The 18,241-nt window shown below is 48.6% G+C and carries 21 protein-coding genes; 5 read left to right on the top strand and 16 right to left on the bottom strand.

The features are described from left to right. Positions 1-36 precede the first annotated feature (36 nt). The 4 genes from Q3C19_RS00510 (at position 37) to Q3C19_RS00495 (ending at position 2,920) form a co-directional block, all read left to right on the top strand. Positions 37-405 (top strand): LytTR family transcriptional regulator DNA-binding domain-containing protein, encoded by a 369-nt coding sequence (locus Q3C19_RS00510; protein ID WP_022163750.1) that lies wholly within the window; start codon positions 37-39, stop codon positions 403-405. Next, positions 402-1,265 (top strand): hypothetical protein, encoded by an 864-nt coding sequence (locus Q3C19_RS00505; RefSeq protein ID WP_302726427.1) that lies wholly within the window; start codon positions 402-404, stop codon positions 1,263-1,265. Before Q3C19_RS00510 ends, Q3C19_RS00505 begins: the two co-directional genes overlap by 4 nt. Positions 1,266-1,451: 186 nt before the next feature. Beyond that, positions 1,452-2,108, top strand: coding sequence for an MliC family protein (locus tag Q3C19_RS00500; RefSeq protein ID WP_302726425.1), 657 nt, complete (start codon positions 1,452-1,454; stop codon positions 2,106-2,108). A gap of 32 nt (positions 2,109-2,140) precedes the next feature. After that, the gene (locus Q3C19_RS00495) at positions 2,141-2,920 is read left to right on the top strand and encodes a lipocalin family protein (protein ID WP_287640953.1); all 780 of its coding nucleotides are present in this window, start codon (positions 2,141-2,143) and stop codon (positions 2,918-2,920) included. 125 nt (positions 2,921-3,045) lie between these two features. Here the strand turns inward: Q3C19_RS00495 and Q3C19_RS00490 are convergent, their stop codons facing one another. Then, complete coding sequence (locus Q3C19_RS00490) at positions 3,046-3,732, bottom strand: hypothetical protein (RefSeq protein WP_302726423.1); 687 nt, start codon at positions 3,730-3,732, stop codon at positions 3,046-3,048. Positions 3,733-3,884: 152 nt separating this feature from the next. On the opposite strand from Q3C19_RS00490, the gene Q3C19_RS00485 reads away from it, so the two are divergent. Then, on the top strand, positions 3,885-4,268 hold the full coding sequence (locus Q3C19_RS00485; RefSeq protein WP_071149739.1) for a hypothetical protein: 384 nt from the start codon (positions 3,885-3,887) through the stop codon (positions 4,266-4,268). Here Q3C19_RS00485 and Q3C19_RS00480 read toward each other — a convergent pair. The 15 genes from Q3C19_RS00480 to pyrB all read right to left on the bottom strand — a co-directional run bounded on the left by Q3C19_RS00480 (position 4,249) and on the right by pyrB (position 18,032). Beyond that, positions 4,249-4,851 carry a Crp/Fnr family transcriptional regulator gene (locus Q3C19_RS00480; protein ID WP_022163744.1) on the bottom strand — a complete coding sequence of 201 codons (603 nt, stop codon included), beginning with the start codon at positions 4,849-4,851 and terminating at the stop codon, positions 4,249-4,251. The two genes, Q3C19_RS00485 and Q3C19_RS00480, sit on opposite strands and share 20 nt — an antisense overlap. Continuing rightward, positions 4,835-6,241 carry an MATE family efflux transporter gene (locus Q3C19_RS00475; RefSeq protein ID WP_287641019.1) on the bottom strand — a complete coding sequence of 469 codons (1,407 nt, stop codon included), beginning with the start codon at positions 6,239-6,241 and terminating at the stop codon, positions 4,835-4,837. Before Q3C19_RS00475 ends, Q3C19_RS00480 begins: the two co-directional genes overlap by 17 nt. A 233-nt stretch (positions 6,242-6,474) precedes the next feature. Then, positions 6,475-7,569 (bottom strand): TlpA disulfide reductase family protein, encoded by a 1,095-nt coding sequence (locus tag Q3C19_RS00470; RefSeq protein ID WP_302726718.1) that lies wholly within the window; start codon positions 7,567-7,569, stop codon positions 6,475-6,477. Between the two features lie 202 nt (positions 7,570-7,771). Continuing rightward, entirely contained in the window at positions 7,772-8,791 is a 1,020-nt protein-coding gene (corA, locus tag Q3C19_RS00465) for a magnesium/cobalt transporter CorA (RefSeq protein ID WP_071150722.1), read from the bottom strand. 129 nt (positions 8,792-8,920) lie between these two features. Continuing rightward, positions 8,921-9,319, bottom strand: coding sequence for an FKBP-type peptidyl-prolyl cis-trans isomerase (locus Q3C19_RS00460; RefSeq protein WP_302726419.1), 399 nt, complete (start codon positions 9,317-9,319; stop codon positions 8,921-8,923). Between the two features lie 167 nt (positions 9,320-9,486). Then, positions 9,487-10,074: a sugar O-acetyltransferase gene (locus Q3C19_RS00455; RefSeq protein WP_302726417.1), complete on the bottom strand. Its 588-nt coding sequence runs from the start codon at positions 10,072-10,074 to the stop codon at positions 9,487-9,489. Then, complete coding sequence (locus Q3C19_RS00450) at positions 10,071-10,439, bottom strand: hypothetical protein (protein ID WP_302726415.1); 369 nt, start codon at positions 10,437-10,439, stop codon at positions 10,071-10,073. The genes Q3C19_RS00455 and Q3C19_RS00450 overlap by 4 nt, the downstream gene beginning before the upstream one ends. Further along, positions 10,436-11,518 (bottom strand): ATP/GTP-binding protein, encoded by a 1,083-nt coding sequence (locus Q3C19_RS00445; RefSeq protein WP_302726413.1) that lies wholly within the window; start codon positions 11,516-11,518, stop codon positions 10,436-10,438. Before Q3C19_RS00445 ends, Q3C19_RS00450 begins: the two co-directional genes overlap by 4 nt. Before the next feature lie 182 nt (positions 11,519-11,700). Next, complete coding sequence (gene glyA, locus Q3C19_RS00440) at positions 11,701-12,981, bottom strand: serine hydroxymethyltransferase (RefSeq protein ID WP_302726411.1); 1,281 nt, start codon at positions 12,979-12,981, stop codon at positions 11,701-11,703. Between the two features lie 214 nt (positions 12,982-13,195). Further along, positions 13,196-13,681 (bottom strand): hypothetical protein, encoded by a 486-nt coding sequence (locus tag Q3C19_RS00435; RefSeq protein ID WP_071149735.1) that lies wholly within the window; start codon positions 13,679-13,681, stop codon positions 13,196-13,198. Then, positions 13,671-14,837 (bottom strand): AAA family ATPase, encoded by a 1,167-nt coding sequence (locus Q3C19_RS00430; protein WP_071149734.1) that lies wholly within the window; start codon positions 14,835-14,837, stop codon positions 13,671-13,673. Before Q3C19_RS00430 ends, Q3C19_RS00435 begins: the two co-directional genes overlap by 11 nt. Positions 14,838-14,911: 74 nt before the next feature. Then, entirely contained in the window at positions 14,912-15,697 is a 786-nt protein-coding gene (locus Q3C19_RS00425; protein WP_302726407.1) for a porin family protein, read from the bottom strand. After that, positions 15,694-16,263, bottom strand: coding sequence for a flavin reductase family protein (locus Q3C19_RS00420; protein ID WP_022163301.1), 570 nt, complete (start codon positions 16,261-16,263; stop codon positions 15,694-15,696). The genes Q3C19_RS00425 and Q3C19_RS00420 overlap by 4 nt, the downstream gene beginning before the upstream one ends. Positions 16,264-16,559: 296 nt before the next feature. Next, positions 16,560-17,018: an aspartate carbamoyltransferase regulatory subunit gene (gene pyrI, locus Q3C19_RS00415; RefSeq protein WP_022163299.1), complete on the bottom strand. Its 459-nt coding sequence runs from the start codon at positions 17,016-17,018 to the stop codon at positions 16,560-16,562. 75 nt (positions 17,019-17,093) lie between these two features. Next, complete coding sequence (gene pyrB, locus Q3C19_RS00410) at positions 17,094-18,032, bottom strand: aspartate carbamoyltransferase (RefSeq protein ID WP_022163298.1); 939 nt, start codon at positions 18,030-18,032, stop codon at positions 17,094-17,096. Positions 18,033-18,241: the final 209 nt, after the last annotated feature.

Raw genomic sequence — 18,241 nt, 5'->3', positions numbered from 1 at the left:
TAATTTTGCCCACAATTATTTTTTATTGCAGGCCGCATGGAAAGGGTCTTAGTCGTATCAAACTCGAACGAACTGGTCAGAATGAAGCCGGAGCGGATAGCTTACATCTCCTCGGACGGTAATTATGTGACGGTTGTACTCCACAACCGCACGGAGCACGTCTTTGCCTTCAACCTGCTGCGTATGCAGAAGCTGGTAGAGACGCAGCTGGGTGAAGCGGCGGCCTGTTTCATCCGCATCGGAAAGAGTCTGATCATTAATCGCAATTACATTTATAAAATCAATCTGACCAGGCAGGAGCTTGTCCTAGCAGATATGGATCTGGACGGTACTTTCAGATTGTCGGCTTCGCGGGAAGCGTTGCGGCAGCTGAAGGAACTGTTGGAAAAGGAGGCAGGATTATGACGAAACATGAAGAAGACGAAATACAGGTATTGGGCTCGCCGGCCGGTGGCAAAAGACCCGTGCGGAACAGGTGGCTTTGGGGAATCGTCGTACTGTTGTTGGTAGCCGTTGCCTGTATCGTATGCTGGTGGTGTTTACCCGACAGAAATAATCGCCCAGTTGGGGAAAAAGTTTTTCCTAACTGGGAAAAAAATATTCTCCAGTTAGACAAAAAACAGCAGCCTTTGACGGACAGTGCGACACATGCCCGGGTCAGCCTGCTGGCCGATACGGTGAACGATGTCCCGATGCAACTGTTTGTACTGGAAGGAACCGATGTCCGGCTGTGTATCGGCTTGCCCTCTGTGCAGGACACAACGTTGCTGATGGCTCTGCCTGCTGCCGATGTACGCAAGGACAATCTGGGCATTGTGGGCGATTTTGTATTGGATGGTTGCCGTTACGGCAATGGCAAGCGGAAGGAAGGCTATGGTGCCTTGCTGCAAGGGCAGTTGTTTCTGGGTGTTTCGGCCTCGGACACGGTGATGAACTACTGTGCCGAGCGTCAGGGTTCGTTTTTCAGGCAATATCCGCTGGTCATCGGTGGAAAGATCTGGCCGAACCGCCTGAAAGGAAAATCCCTGCGCAGAGCAGTGGCCCGCAAGAAGGACGATCCCCGTGTCTACGTCGTCTTGAGCCGTCAGCGTGAGTCGCTCTACGATTTCTCGGAAGCCCTGGCCGATTATGGTATGTTCGATGCCCTTTACCTGCCCGGTGGCGATGCCTATGCATTTTGCCGTACACCCCAAGAAATCTTATGGCTGGGCACTTCGCAGGAGCATGTCTATCCGAATACCAGTTATCTGGTCTTCCATAAATGATATTTCGTATGCGCAGTGCACCATTTCATACATTATTTGTTATATTTCGTAACAGACGCTGCTTGATGGCTTTCTGCCCTGCCGGTTTTTGCTTACATTTGTGTGGACCGGACAAGTGGAAGTCTGCTTTTGGCTGATACTTGTGTTATGCAATTATTTTATAAACTAACAAACAACCATTATTTTATGAAAAGACACTATTTCTTTCTGGCTGCTTCACTCCTGCTGATTTCGTGTGGCAGCAAACAGGCGAAAAACACTGATACCGAAACAGCTCCCATCGGCGGAAGCGATGCGGCCATGGGGTACACATACTCCAAGGTACTCGACAAGAAAATCCGGATTTTCGAAGACGGGATGCGTATGCTGTCTGCTGTCGATCCGCAGGCTACGACGGCTGCCTTTGCGGTATTTCCGTCCGACTCATCCAAGGTCGAACTGTTCATGCCCGAAGAGACGGTCGTACTGGAAAAACGTGTCCGCCCCGACGGCACCGCAGTGTGGAATATAGAAGACGATGATACATACATGTTCGAACGGTGCGCTGACGAGTGGCTGGTGTCACGAAGAGGAAAAGTGCTGTATGCCACTACCGGATGCGAAAACAAACGTCAGGCCGAGTTTGCAGGCAAACAGGGTGAAGCTCTTTCTGCCATTTTCTTCACTACGGCAGGGCTGGCTCAGATCCGTTACGACGGTGTCGACTACCTGCTTCGCCAATATGTGACCGCTTCGGGCTACGGATACAAAAATCCGTTTGTCGACATTCGCGGTAAGGGACAGGATATGACACTGACTTTCTCGGCAGAGGGCAAATCCATCGCTTTCACCGAAAAGAAATAAGCATACTGTTATCTATAAAACGTAAATCAACCATGAGAAAATCAATGATGCTGGTGGTGGCTGCCGGCTTACTGGCTTCGTGCCACACAGCCACTCAGAAAAACGAGAGAGATTTTACCGGAAACTGGATTGAAGTCATGCCTGCCAATCCTCAGATTGTGCAGGGAGTGACCCTGAATGCCGATGGCACTGCATCTTCCATCGGTATGGCTACGCTGAAGTATGAATCGTGGAGCCTGTCGGGCGACCGCCTGATACTCAACGGAAAGAGCATCGGAAACGGACAAACCATTGACTTCTCGGACACGCTGGATGTCGTGAAGCTGACTCCCGACTCCATGACGCTGGGACGCTCCGGATCGTATCGCATCGACTACTACCGTACAGCCGAAGTCATTGTCGCTCCTCAGGACAAGGCTTTGCTCGACTCCCTGAAGAAAGCCGAGGGTACCGGAGAATTGCAGACGCGCATCTATCGGGGCACCTTGCCGGCTGCCTCCTGTCCCGGCATTGTGTACGACATAACCCTTTACAACTACGAGCATAGTGGCGATGGCGTGTTCAGGGCACGGCTCACCTATCTGGAAGCCGAGAACGGACAGGACCGCACCTTCGAGTATTGCGGACGTCAGTATACCTTGCGCGGCAATGCGGTAGACAAGGATGCCACCGTCTTCCAGTTCGTTCCTTTCGACAAAGAGGAAGAGACGATGAACTTCCTTTTCCTTGGTGACAAACTGACAATGCTTGATCGCGACCTGAAGCCTATCGATTCAGAACTGAACTATACGCTACAGCAGCAACCGCAGTAATCCGAAGAAACTGTGCTAGGTCAAGGGCTGTTCCTTTTCAGGCACGGATGGCACGGAACAACACGGGGAAAGCGTATCGGCTATCCCTGCATTTCCGTGCCATCCGTCCCTTCCCAAAAGACGCTTTATTTTTTACGTGCAGCGATAGCCAGTATCACCCCCAGCGCTACTCCCAGCAACGCAGCGAACAGCACCCGCATCTCGCCCGGCAGCAGGAAGGTGATGGTGTGTGCAGGAAACCAGAACAGGGGAATGGTCTTCTTGAACACGAATCCCCACTGTACTCGCCAGTTCAGGTTCTGCATGATCTCACCCATCGGAATGGGGGTGAACAGACCGCGCAGCGTTCCGCCTGTAGCCAGGATGTGTGTGTCCGTTATCTTGTGGAAGGTCATGAATACAGGGGCAAAGATGCTGTTCAGGCAGACGGAGATGGCAAATGCTAGCCCAATCTTTTCCATACAGAAAGGCCCCGCCATGATGCCCGCCGGATTGTCCACTCCCAGGTAAGCGGCTGCGGCAGGCACACCTGTCGAGAACACGATAAAAGCCAGGTTGATGCCCATACCCAGCACACCCCATACTACGGCACGGGGGCATACGCCGAAGCCTTTGCGCAGGTATTTTCCTGTACTGATGCGCAGGCCCAGCAGTTCACCCAGCGTAGAAAGAAAGGCAAATTTCAGGAAGCTCATCACCATGCCGTGTGCGGCATTGAACGACTGATAGCCTGCATACAGGCTTTCGGATACGAAGAACGGCGCGAACAGAGCCGCGACAATCACGATGAAGTAGAGGTCGGTGCGTTTCATGATTATTAGGTTGTATTTGTACATTTTGTATTATGGCGGCACAATGTACTAATTTAAATGAATCCGGCAAACTTTTGTCTGGTGAAAATACGTTTATGAAAGAAAAATGTCTATCTTCGACACAGATTCATTACTAAATCAATAATAGAAGCATGAAAAAACAGGTATTCTTTTTCTTGATGGGGACAACCTTGTGCTTGTTCTCCTGCCGTCCCTCTTCCCGAACGTCGGAAGCAACGGATGTGCATGAGGAAACGACGGTTTCCGATTCCGTGCAGACCTGTAAGGGGCGACTCATTATGGGCCACGAAGCCTATTCCTTTACCCCCGAAGGCGATACCTTGTCCTATTGGGTAGTCGACCGTTCGGGCGAACTGAAGAAACGTTACGAGGCAGCTTTGCCCGCCGGTTCCCAACCCTATACTCCTGTTTCAGCCGAACTGAAGGTGAAGATGATGGGGCCTTCCTCCGAAGGCTTTGCTGCCGATTACGACGGAGTGGTCGAAGTGCAGCAGATCATTCGCGTGGGCGACTGATTTCGCTTCCGGCTTTTCGTGCCAGTTCGGCACGGATACGGCTCAGCGACTGAGGAGTGATGTACAGGTACGAAGCAATGTGCTTCAGCGGTACGTGTTGCAGCAGTTCGGGCATCCGTTCCAGCAGCGACAGGTACCGTTCTTTGGCCTGTGTCGCTCCTTCGTTGATCAGCCTTTCTTCAAACATCAGAAACTCCCGTTCAAACATCCGCCTGCCCAGGTTGGCAGCTGCTGCCGACGAGTGGAAGAAGGCTTCCAGTTCCTGCCGCCCGATGCGGTATAGCAGGCTGTCGCTCATGGCTTCGATCGAAGTTCCGGATGGTCTTCCGCCCATGTATCCCCGGGTCGAGAAGAGCGATTCGCCGGTGGTGGCAAACCAGATACTCACGTCTACGCCATTGCGCAGGTAATAGCCGCGCCAGATGCCCTGGCCTATCAGGTAGAACGAGGTATTAAGTTCTCCTTCGTGCACCAGTACTTCGCCCCTGCGGTAAGTCACTGGTTCCATCAGGGCCAGCAGGGCAGCTGCATCCTTGCTGTCCAGGTTGTATTTCTTGCTGAATATGTCAACGAATTTTTCCATGTCTTTTTATCTTCGGTTTCCGTAGGAGGTAATTTTCAAGTTTCTCTTTCCTCTTTCTTCCCCGGCAGTAAATGGTCAGTACGAAGAGCAGCGTCAGTGTCTCGGCGGCAGGTACGGCCAGCCAGATGCCGGGTACCCCCATCATGATGGGCATCAGCCAGAAGCACAGCAACACAAGGATGAAGCCGCGCAACAGGGTGACAGCCATGGCCGGACGGTCTCGCTCTACACTCTGGAAATAGCCGATCGATACAATGTTGATTCCGAAGCACACGAAGCCGGCTGCAAAGAGCGGAAGTCCGTGCAGGGCAATGTCGTATGCCGCACAGCCCCGATCGACGAACAACCCCACAATTCCTTCGGTAAACAGTTCCGTGATGATGAATACCACCACACCGCAGGTCACTGCCGTCCACAGTGCCAGGCGGAAGGCCGACCGTACCCGGTCGGGCTGCGAGGCTCCGTAGTTGTAGCTCAGTATCGGCTGGGCCGACTGGGCAATGGCGTTGTACACCATGAAGATGATGGGGAAGAAATAACAGGCTATGCTGAAGGCTGCCACTCCGTCTTCGCCCAGATAGCGGATAAAGACATAGTTACCCACAAACATCATGGTAGCGATGGCCGCTTCACACAGGAAGGTCGAAAGCCCCAGCCGCATCATGTAGCCCACGTTGCGCACGGTCAGCCGCAGGCTTTTCAGACTCAGCTTGATGCGCTCCAGCCGGATCACATGCTGCCGTTGCATCAGGTAGACCAGTATCATCAGTGCTCCTACAATATATCCCAGGCTGGTAGCCAGTGCTGCTCCGAACATACCCCACCGGAAGACGTAGATAAACAGCCAGTCGAGGAAGATGTTGATCAGTGCCGGGATGATGTTGCATGTCATGGCGTAGTTGGGCGAGCCGTCCAGTCTGACGAAAAACATGCCCGAGCTGAGCAGGGCGCTGAACACCAGGAACGGCACAAACCAGTGCATGTATTCCACAGCCAGCGGCAGCAACCGTTCGCTGCTGCCCAGCAGGCGTGCCACCTGCTCCACGTTGCACAGGATGGCCACGGCATAGGCAATAAGCAGCAGGGACGAAACGATGATGGCCTGTGTCACGTTGATGCGTGCCACCTTCGGTTTGCCGTGCGACAGGTGGATAGATGCCACCACCGATGCTCCGATGCCGAACATCAGCGCCACTCCTGTGTTGATAAGGAACAACGGGGCTGTGATGTTGACCGCTGCCAGCGCATCGCTGCCAATACCTTTGCCCACAAAAATACCATCCGTGATGATGAAGATGGCCGAAAATACCATACCCAGTACGGTAGGAATCAGCAGCTTCCTGAACAGAGTAGGAATGTGCATGCTGCCAAAGTCGATACTGTCTTTCAATGTCTGCTTGTTGTTTTCCATTTCTGATCTTCTTTTTGAGCGCGCAAAGGTATAACAAATCCAGCCACCAGAAATTATCAAATGGTAAGAAATGGGAGAGGGCTCTTTTTTGTATGTCGGGTGTTGACACACCCTTAAAAAAGTAACGGGAAGGTTTGTCCTTGCGAAGTCGGGTGGTTCCTCCTTCTTTGACATCCCTTCCCGTTGCCGGAAAATTCTAAAATCAGGTATATTTATTTAATTACCTCAGCCAGTTTTTCTTGCAATGCTTCGCCTGCCAGGCCACGGGCCAGAATCGTACCGTCCTTGTCGATGAGCACTGTGTGAGGAATGCTGCTTACGGCATACAGTTTGGCGCCTTCACAATCCCAGTATTTCAGGTCCGACATTTGCGGCCAGCTGATGTTCAGCTGTTTGATGGCGTTCTTCCAGGCTTCTCCGCTCTGATCCAGCGAAACACCTACAATCTCGAAGTTCTTGTTTTTGTATTTGGCATACAGGTCTACCAGGTTCGGCATTTCGCGACGGCATGGTCCGCACCAGCTTGCCCAGAAGTCTACAAGCACTACCTTACCTTTGCCTACATAGTCCGACAGTTTTACCTTTTCGCCTTCAGGAGTCTGCATTTCGAAGTCGGTGAATTTCTGTCCAACGGCAGTTGCTTTCATCTGCTTCACGTTAGCCTTGATCTGAACGATTCTTTCGTCCTGTTCGTACATGGCAGGAATCTGCGGCATCAGCGGATCCAGCTCGTTGACGTCCATGTAGTAGTAATTCTGCTTCAGCAGGTGAATACCTACCGGATTGGTGATATTCTTGGCGATACCGTCTTTGGCCACACCTATCATTTTTTCCTGCAGACCTTCAATTTCCTTCCCTTTGGCCTCACGTTGTTCGTCAGTCAGGGTAGTGTCCGAAAGTGCGCTGTACAGTGTCTCCATCTGTTTCATCAGGCTATTTAGCTGTGTTCTGATTTCCTGATAAGCATCATTGTTGGGCGTACCGGTAGCGGCGTCGCTGTCCTTCGTCAGCTGGATGGCAATTTTTCCGTTCTCCAGGAAGAAGTCCATAGCCATACCGTTGTCCTCGTTGTTCTTGTACGTCAGGTAGCGGTTAACGGCCGTATCCTGCTTTCCGGTAAAGGTAAATGTTCCGTTTTTGATGACGGCCGAGTCAAGTTTAACCAGTTGGCGGCCTTCCACTCCCTGCAGGTACACCATGTCGCCGTCGTTGGCGCCTTCTACGGTTCCGGTGATGGTATAACCGTTGTTTCCACTGTTACAGGCAGCCAGCAGAGTCGCTGCCAATACATAAGTCAGTTTTTTCATCATTTGCTTATTTTAATGGTTAATAGTAAATGGATAATGATTAATAATGAATGGTTAATGGTAAATAGTCAAAGAACTGCATAAATTCTTCATCCTCCCTCCATTCTTCACTTTTAATTATTAATTTTTAATTACTAATTTTTTTCGGGCGTTAAAGGTACGTATTTAATCACAATCTCCGATGCTTTTTACAAAGATTTGCTTATTGCCACTTCCGCGACCTCAGTATCAGGAACGAAGCCAGTCCGGCAGCCAGCATGATTCCCCATGCCATGAGGTAACCGTACTTCCAGTCCAGCTCGGGCATGAATTTGAAGTTCATTCCCCATACGCCTACCAGGAAGGTAAGGGGGATGAAGATGGTAGATACGATGGTAAGCCGTTTCATGATGTAGTTCATGCGCATGTCGCTGTTCGAAATATACAGGTCCATGAGCGATGACAAGGTTTCGCGGCATCCTTCGGTCAGCTGTACGGCATTCAGCAGATGGTCGTTGACGTCGTTGAAGAACGGCCGGTTCGTCTCGTTGATCAGTTCCGAGTCGGGATGCACGATGCGCGAGTACTGGTCTTTCAGCGGCACGACGGTACGTTTTATCTCCATATAGCGTTTCCTGAGCAATTGCAGCTGCATGCGTATGTTGTAGCTGGTAGTGGCGGCCAGCAGTTCCGTTTCAAGATCGTCCAGCTGGTCACCTATCTCAATGGCCTGCGAAACGTAGCTCGACACCACCTCGTTGAAGAGTACCGAAAACAGATAGTCCGACGAGCGTGTCCGTATCTTCAGCACATTGTTTTCCAGGGCCTTGGCTGCATCGTCGAAGAACCGGGCTTCTCCTTCGGTGAAGGTCAGCACCACGTTGTTGCCTTGTATCAGCCGGATGGCGATGGCTGTATCGTCATGGAAGATACGTGTCACGACAAAGTTAAAGTCACCGTTTTTCTCTATCTTGCTGGGATGGTCCACATTCAGGATATCCTGCATCATCAGGAAGTTGATGTTGAAGTAAGTACACAGGTTTCTGATGTACTCCGTGTCTTTCAGTCCGTGCACTCTTATCCACAGTTTGTCATCAGGAGCAGTCAGTGAAGCAATCTTGTCGAAGTCCTGACAGACAATCTCATCGCAGTGCTCCGCCGAATAGCAGATCAGGTGTACATGGGTATGCGTTCCGTTGTCACCGTTGTAGGTGAGCCGTTCGGACAACAGGTTATTTTTCATTCTCTGTTCCTCGTTCTTCATTCCTCATTCTTCACTTTTCATTCTTCACTTTTCATTCTTCACTTTTCATTCTTCATTCTTCATTCTTCATTTTTCATTCTTCATTTTTCATTCTTCATTCTTCATTTTCTATCCTATTCCCAACAACTCTATTTCGAAAATCAGTGTCGAACCTCCTGGAATACCCGGTTGCGAAAACTTTCCGTAACCCATTTCGGCAGGGATGTAGATTTCCCATTTGTCGCCCACATGCATCTGTTGCATGGCTACAATCCATCCTTCTATCAGTTCGTTCAGTCGGAAAGCGATGGGCACACCGCCACGGCTGCTGTCAAACTTCTTGCCATTGATGGTCCATCCCGTATAGTGGGCCGTTACGATGCTTCTGGGAGTAGGGTGGGGACCGTCACTATTTCCGGAAACCAGCACCTTGTAGTAGATGCCTTTCGGCAGTGGCATCACTCCTTCTTCGGCAGCCTTTGCCGCCAGCCAGTCTTTGTTGGCTTGTATATAATCTTTCTTTGCCATATTTTAGGGTTTAGAGTTTAGGGTTTATGGTTTAGAGTTTATGGTTTGTGCTGAATGGTAAATTCTTCATTAACTTCGCTCAAAACCTCTTTTGATTTTTCACATAGAAGTAAATTCTTCATTCTTCATTCCTCATTCCTCATTCTTCATTCCTCATTCTTCATTCTTCATTCCTCATTCTTCATTCTTAATTCTTCATTCTTAATTTTCTTTATTTCCCTGCACGGATTCCCCGCCGCCACCGTATGAGCCGGGATATCCTTTGTCACCACACTGCCTGCTCCGATCACGGCACCGTCGCCGATGCTCACTCCCGGCAGGATGACTACGTTCCCTCCGATCCACACGTTGTTGCCGATGCGGATGGGGTAAGCATACTCCAGTCCGGCATTGCGCTGTTCCACGTCCAGCGGATGACCGGCGGTATAGATGCCCACATTGGGAGCGATGAATACATTGTCGCCGATGCTGACGTCCGCTCCGTCCAGAATCACCAGGTTGGTGTTTGCAAAGAAATTCTTTCCGATGTGGATGTGGTAACCATAGTCGCAGTAGAAAGGCGAAATGATGCATCCTCCTTCGCCCATGTTCACAATGCGGCGTATCAGCCGGTCCCGTTCCTCGCCACGGTCGGGCGGCAGCAGATTGTATTCGTGCAACAGATAGCGCGTCTCCAGCATTTCCTGTTGCAGCTGCGGGTCGTTATTGGCATCGTACAGCAGCCCTTCGGCCGCTTTCTGTTTTTCGGTTTTCATAAAGCTGAGTTTGAATGCTTGTTTTCTGCACTTTGCAGAAAGTTTTTCAAAGGGGATAAATATTCTGTTTCCAGATTCCAATACTTAGGGTTGTCAAAGAAGAAATCTTTTTGTTTTTTTAAGCGTTCGGTTTCCTTTCTCGATTTTTTAAAAGATTCTATATAAGCATATATCTTAGCCTTTCTGTTGGGCGAAATGTATTTGAGGCTTCCATCTGGATTTACGTGTCCGGCAACGCATTTCTCATATCCTTCAAAACATTTGGTTTGCAGGATTTCCCACCTTTCCCGGTTTTCTCCCCAGAGAAAAACAAGGTATTTCTCTAAAAACTGTGCATCTCTCCCTTCGACAAAGATTCTGATCATCTTATTTCAATTTCTTGATTAATGACATATTGAAATTTCTCATAAGGATATTCATAGGCCTTCATTTCATCTGTTGGCAGATGCCTTAAGGAATAGCACATGATTTCATCCTGCATTTCTTTGTCATCGATTTCACTCAGTATCTTATTGAGCGCCTGGAGTGATTCGATATTGTGTGTAGTAGCAAATACCTGTACGTCGAGCATTCGGGCGGTTTTCAGGATTGCTTTCCATAGCGAAGCCAATGAAGAGAAATGCATGCCGTTATCTATTTCATCAATAAAGATAATCCCTTCTTTGCAGCCATAAAGTGAAGTGATAATCGCCAGTAATTTTCTTATCCCATCTCCTAACATGTTGATAGGAACCAATCTGTTTAGTCCGATGTCTACGCTGACTCCCGATTTCAGTACATGAATGGATTTTATTTTGGGCTCTACGTGCTGTAGTATCTCTACGATGACCGGCTCTTGTTTCGCTTCAATGATGCGTGTCAGGTTTTCGACGGCGATACTGAATGCGAATTTCGAATTGATGTAAACTCCCGACAGTGTTTCCTTGTATTGTTTCGACGTTTCTATCCGGATGTTTCCCCCTTTTTCTTTAGGGTCAATAAGGATGGCCGAGCGGTCGCTTATCGTATCTCCATTCGTTAGGGTATAGCTGAAGTTCATGGATAGTCCGGTAATGATATTCGCTTCCTGATTCGAAAGGGCCTGTGTCGAAATCTGTTCCCCCGATAACACGATGCGCGCAGACTCTGAGATGATAGGAGCAATTTCCAGTGTCCTTACAGTACCGTCTTGTTTTTGTCCCTGTATCAGAATATGATTTTCCGATGCCATATTGTAAAAGTTCAGGCTGATATCTTCCTGAGTGAAAGAATCGTAATCCCTGAACTGGTTGATTCTCAAAATCAGGAGAGGATTTGAAAAGCCGGACAGCAGGAACAGTGCGTCAAGCACACTCGACTTTCCGCAGTTGTTCTTGCCTACCAGCAGATTGACCTGCTTTAAGTTAGGCAGAAAAAGATGCTTGATCCCCCTGAAATTATTAATTTCAACTTCTTTAAAAATCATATCTGCAACGTATTATCGGGCTAAAGTTACAATAATTTTGATTATAGTCTGTATTTGGACGGACAAATTTTACTTTCTGTCAAAACATAAAAAATCCGTGCAATCCGCGTATCCGATGGCTTTCACCACAGATCACACACAGATTACACGGATTTTTATGATACGTTATAAGCCTACTTCAATCAATAAGCAAAGATCGGATAATTCTTCATCGTCTCGTTTACGCGGGCACGAACCTTGGCGATTACCTCTTCGTTGTCCACGTTCGACAATACTGTTTCGATCATTTCTGCGATTTCCAGCATCAGGTCTTCCTTGGCACCGCGTGTAGTGATGGCCGGTGTACCCAGACGGATACCCGAAGTCTGGAAGGCCGAACGGCTGTCGAACGGCACCATGTTCTTGTTCACGGTGATGTCGGCCGAAACCAGTGCCTTTTCTGCTACCTTACCGGTCAGGTCAGGATATTTCGAACGCAGGTCTACCAGCATAGAGTGGTTGTCCGTACCGCCGCTTACGATGGTAAATCCACGGTCGATCAAAGCCTGTGCCAGTACGGCGGCGTTCTTCTTCACCTGTGTAGCATATTCTTTCCATTCGGGTTGCAGAATCTCACCGAAAGCCACAGCCTTGGCAGCGATGACATGCTCCAGCGGACCTCCCTGGATACCGGGGAATACGGCCGAGTCAAGCAGCTGCGACATCATCTTGATTTCACCCTTCGGCGTTGTCTTGCCCCAAGGGTTGGGGAAGTCCTTACCCATCAGGATGATACCTCCACGCGGACCGCGCAGGGTCTTATGAGTTGTCGAAGTCACGATGTGTGCATACTTCACCGGGTTGTCCAGCAGTCCGGCAGCAATCAGACCGGCAGGGTGAGCCATGTCGATCATCAGGATAGCGCCTACCTTGTCGGCAATTTCACGCATGCGCTTGTAGTCCCATTCACGTGAGTAAGCCGAACCACCACCGATAATCATTTTCGGTTTTTCGCGCAGAGCCACTTCTTCCATCTGGTCGTAGTCTACACGTCCGGTTTCTTTATTCAGGTTGTATTCGCAGGGATGATAGATGATTCCCGAAGTATTCACCAGCGAACCGTGTGACAGGTGACCGCCGTGTGCCAGGTTCAGACCCATGAATTTGTCTCCCGGATTCAGTACGGCCAGGAAAACGGCAGCATTGGCCTGTGCGCCTGAGTGCGGTTGTACGTTGGCCCATTCCGCACCGAAGATCTTCTTGACGCGGTCAATGGCGATCTGTTCGCTCTGGTCTACTACCTCGCAGCCTCCGTAGTAACGCTTACCGGGGTATCCTTCCGCATACTTGTTGGTCAGGCAGGATCCCATTGCCTGCATCACTTCGTCACTTACAAAGTTCTCTGATGCAATCAGTTCAATGCCTTTCAGCTGGCGTTGATGTTCTTTTTCGATAATGTCGAAAATCAAATCGTCTCTTTTCATTTCTTATAAGATAAATTGATAAATCCGCATTTGTTTGCTATAGTATAGGTTCGCAAAAGTAGGCAAATAAATTAAGTTTCGCAAAGCAGGACCCCGTTTTTTCGGTTGCAGAGAATATTTTTCAGATACGGACGGTACAGATGGGCGTATACTTGTTTTTACCACAGAGAACACAGGGTTTCACAGAGGTGAAATCAGTTTGGATTCCCCGGATTCAATCTTTTACAGGCATTCTGAACCTGCTTATCAGCAATACGTTACTTTGTGCCAATCGTTTATATTGAGGTGAATTTTTCAGAATGTTGCATCTTCCTGACGGAATCCAATAATAAGTATGGTTTGGAGCCAGTGCTTTCAGGTTCGGCGCTTTTGTTTTTAACCATTGTTTCAGCCATTCTGCTTTCTTGATCACTTCGTTTACATTACTAGTATCAGCCGGATGAATTTCAACGAAATAGGCCTTACTTTCATATCCGATGGCATAGTCCCAGCGTGCTTCGTTAGGATGATTCTTCAGTGTACACGCATCAATGTCCACACTCCCTTCCAATAGTCGTGTGTTATTTACGGCTATCAGTTGGCTTTCTCCTTCTTTCAATGCCTGCAGTCCGGCTCTGTACCCTCCGCATACTTCGGGAGTGTTCTCAACAGCTTTTCTAAAAGCATTGTCAGTTTGACTTTTAATAGTTTTATTCTCCATAGCGACTGACGATCTCTGATGATTTGCCGGCAAAGCTGGACAGTCCTCCCCATTCAGCTACATCTGCATCATTGCTCAGTGCGTCCAGGGTAGATATATCTGCAAAGGTCACTCCTTGAGAGTTTGTTTGCTTGCCCGAATAGAATGTCTTGATATTTTTACCTTTCAGGTTATCAAACAGGTTGGCTGCTGTCGAGTGCATAGAGATACCGAATATCTCGCTCATCGCCGTTTTAAAGTCTTCTTCCGGTAAATTCTGAAGATTGTTGAAAGCCCATACAAACTCTGGAAATGTGGTAGAGTGTGTCGATACGATAACCTTATATCCGTTTTTTATCAATTCGATGATCTCCAGCAATACCGACTGGATGGCCTGTGGGTGCAATCCCATTTCTGGTTCTTCAATAATTACCCATTCATAATCCTCTCTGTTTACTACCTGTGTAGGAGGACCGGACAAACAATAGATGCCTAGCAATAACGGCATGAATTCTTTTTGTCCTGCACTCCAGGCCATAAATGGTATTTTCATGTCATCAATTTCCAGTTTCATCTTCCGTTGGTTGCCAGCTTGGTCTATGATTACTTTTCCGTTATGAAAGATGGTCTGTGTAATCGAATTTCTCACCGCTCCTTTCAGCCTGTTTCTCATGGGGAAAATAATATCTGGGTTTCCCAGTCCTCCCTGCATGAATACTCGGAGTGTTTCGCTGAATCTTCTTAAGACATACGGCGTATCCCAATCAAATTCCATGAAGTTTTTAGGACGTCCGTCTGCGATACTCAATATTCTTTGGGCAGGAATATAGAATACAGATTCCTTAGGCATTTCCGATGCCTTTTGCTGGGCGAGTGTATCCAGCAATGTCCTGGGGGAAAAATTTTTCCCATCAGAAGTTATTTCCGTATCTTTCTTGAACAATTGCGATAGTCCTTCACCGAAATATCCTTCCAGCAAATTGGTCGCATCCTTTTTATTCAGTATATAATTATAATTTCTGAGTGTGGAAATAATATGTTGCTGGTCTATGATTAGTTTTAGTAACTCCAATGACAGACTTTTGCCACTAGCCTGAGGTCCGATCAGAAAAGTCAAGTCGCCGAAGTCCATCTCTGCCTCCCTGATAGGTCCGAAGTTACGTATCGTCAGTCTCATAACAAAGTAAGTTTTTTTGTTTTTAAGTATTTAACCCTTTAACCCGTAGGCTCATAAGCGAAATCCCATCCCCTTCAGAAGAACACCCCCAGCGAGAAGCTCATCACGTTGTCTTTGCGGTGGAAGTAGATGCCTTTGTCTGGCTCTACTGTTCCGGGCATTCCTTCAACGGGAGGAACGGTATATTCAATCCGCTTCGACATGTTATGCAGTCCGACGTCGTACCGGAAGTCGAAAAAGACGCGCGAGATGGTGACCGCCACCCCTAACGTGGCACAAATGTTCAGCGGGCGCAACGTCTCCTGTATGTCCGTCTGGTCAAAGTTCTCGAAAGTGATATCGCTCTGTTGCTGCAGCATGAAACGTATCTTGGGTCCTCCGAAAATGGCCAGGCTGTACGGCCCCTCCTTGATGATGTTGTAGCCGTATATCACCGGGACGTCCACACTGTGTATCGTCGATGCGATGGAGGCCTTTTCCGGGATGTCATTGGCATTGCTGCTTTCCGGCAACGGTTTGTCGAAGCTGATGTCGCAGCTGTTCACCGTGTACGATACTTCCGGTTGCAGGAAATGCTTCCCGAAGTTGATGCGCATAAACAGCGACCCGAAGTAGCCTATCCGGTAATTGTTCTGTATCTCCTGGATGCTGACACCGTTCACGTTCAGGTGCGGCACCAGGAACAGGGAAGAAGTAAATCCGCCCTTCGCGCCAAAGTTCACCGTATGGTCGTGTTCGGGCTTTTCCTTTACCTCCTCCGTTTCCGGAGTTCCGGGCACAACCAGATCCTGTCCCCACATTCCTGCTGGGAACAGACATGCGCAGAGCAGCATACAGCAGTGCCAAAATCTTCGTTTCATTTTTTCTTCTTTTCTACCGACCAGCCGAATTTTCCTATCTTATCTCCCAGTTCATAGTATCCGCCATGCACATACACCAGCGGATTTGTCTCGGCCAGTTCCAGTTTTCCCGTTTCCGGGTTCAGGTGGTTTGTTTCCGCCCGTACGTTTACCACGTCTGCCACGAACATGTCGTGCGACCCCAGCGACACGATTTCTTTCACCCGGCATTCGATGCACAGCGGCGATTCTTCGATCAGGGGAGCCTTCACAACCGTACATTTTCCCGGTGTCAGGTGCATTTCTTCGAATTTGTTGTAATCCCTGCCCGAACGCACGCCACACCAGTCCGTAGCCCGTGCCATGTCTTTGGTGGTCAGGTTGATCACAAACTCCATGTTCCGCTTGATGATGTCGTACGAGTACCGTTCCGGCCGTACCGAAATGTAGCACATTGGCGGGTTCGAACAGATGGTCCCCGTCCATGCCACTGTCAGTATGTTGTATTCTTCGGGACAACTTCCGCAGCTCACCAGCACAGCCGGCAGCGGATAGATCATCGTCCCCGGTTTCCAGTCTTCTTTCATTTTATTTAATTGATAATTGATAATTGATAATGGAGAATTGATAATTGATAATTAGTGGTTGAGGTTATCTCTCGTCATTATCAATTCTCTATTAATTAAATAATTTAAGTTTCGCAAGTTTATTAATCGGTTGTAGTTAAGGAGTTAAGAAGTTAAGTAGTTAAGCCGATACCTTTGTGATAAGGATACAAGCCATATACTTAATCTATTGGCTTTAACTCCTAGCCCACCATAGTGGGCGATAACTTCTTTTAACTTCTTTAACTTCTACAAGTTTCGAACTTGCGAAACTTGAGTTAAATAATCTCAATTTCCTCTCTCTTCTGTTCCTTCTCGCAATAGTGGCATTTGATGACGCAATGCTCCTTGTCTATCACGTGGAAGCGGGTAGGCATCGGCTCGTTGTTGGTGATGCACTTCGGATTGGCACATTTCACGATGCCGTGCAGTTCGTCGGGCAGACACACTTCCCGTTTCTCCACCACTTCGTAGTTGCGGATGATGTTCAGTTTCACGTTCGGAGCCACTACGGCGATACGGTTTATCTCGTCGTCGCAGAAGAATTTGTCGGCAATCTTGATAATGCCTTTCTTACCCAGTTTCTTGCTGTTCAGGTTGAATCCGATGGTAATGTTGTTGTTCATGTGTTCCAGTCCCAGCAACGACACCACGGTAAACAGCTTCTCGGAAGGAATATGGTCGATTACAGTGCCGTTCTCCAAAGCGGCCACCTGCAGTTCTTTCTTATCGTTCATTTTTTTAATTGAAAATTGATAATTGAAAATTGATAATTGGGGGATTGGCAATGGAAATGATTCACTGATTTCCCATTATTCATGCTCCATTTTCACCTCCTCCAGCGTGATGCCCAGCACGTCGCACAGGATCGCTTCACGGGCATACAGTCCGTTCTGTGCCTGCTGGAAGTAATAAGCCTTCGGATTGTCGTCCACGTCGTAGGCAATTTCGTTCACGCGGGGCAGGGGATGCAGGATGCGCAGGTTCGGACGCGTATGTTCCAGCATCTTGTTGCGCAGGATGTATACGTTCTTCACCCGTTCGTACTCCATCAGATCCGTGAAACGCTCCCGCTGTACGCGTGTCATGTACAGGATGTCGGCATCCGCTATCGTCTCTTCCGTGAAGTCGGTATGTTCCACATATTTTATACCGTGTTCGCGGCAGTATATTTTGTATTCTTCCGGCATCTTCAGCTCATCGGGTGCGATGAAGTGGAAAGTCGGGTTAAAGTGTCTCATGGCCATCAGCAGCGAGTGTACGGTACGTCCGTATTTCAGGTCACCCACCAGGAAGATGTTCAGGTTTTCCAGTGTTCCCTGCGTCTTGTAGATCGAGTACAGGTCGAGCATCGTCTGCGAAGGATGCTGGTTGGCACCGTCTCCTGCATTCACGATGGGCACGTTGGTCACCTCGCTGGCATATCGGGCAGCTCCCTCCAGATAATGTCTCATCACGATGATGTCTGCATAGTTGCTCACCATCTTGATGGTATCCTTCAGTGTTTCACCTTTCGACGAACTGGTCGCTTTCGGGTCGCTGAATCCGATGACGCGTGCTCCCAGCCGGTTGGCAGCCGTCTCAAAGCTGAGCCGTGTACGTGTAGAAGGCTCGAAAAATAGGGTTGCTACGACTTTTCCGTCCAGCAGGTGTCGGTTCGGACGTTCTTCAAACTGTTTTGCCATCTCAAGCATGTAGAGAATTTTCTCTCTGCTGTGTTCGGCAATGGTCACTAAACTTCTGTTTTCCATATTGTTGAATACTTTTTTTGATAGGTCCCGTACGGGTAAGTTACTTTACGGGACTCCAATTCTTATTTTCCGAGAGTGTAAAGGTAGATAAAAAATGCGGTAGCTGAAAACAATCGGCTCCATTTTTTTGCGGCAAAAAAACTACATATCGTCCATAGACAGCCCTTTGCAGGATATTTTATATCTTTGGATAAGATAGGATGCGGTTC

The organism is Bacteroides sp. ET489 (genome assembly GCF_030518095.1).
Classification (GTDB): Bacteria; Bacteroidota; Bacteroidia; order Bacteroidales; family Bacteroidaceae; genus Bacteroides; species Bacteroides ndongoniae.
Note: the sequence above shows the minus strand (reverse complement) of the source record. Positions and strands in the feature narration are given on the sequence as shown.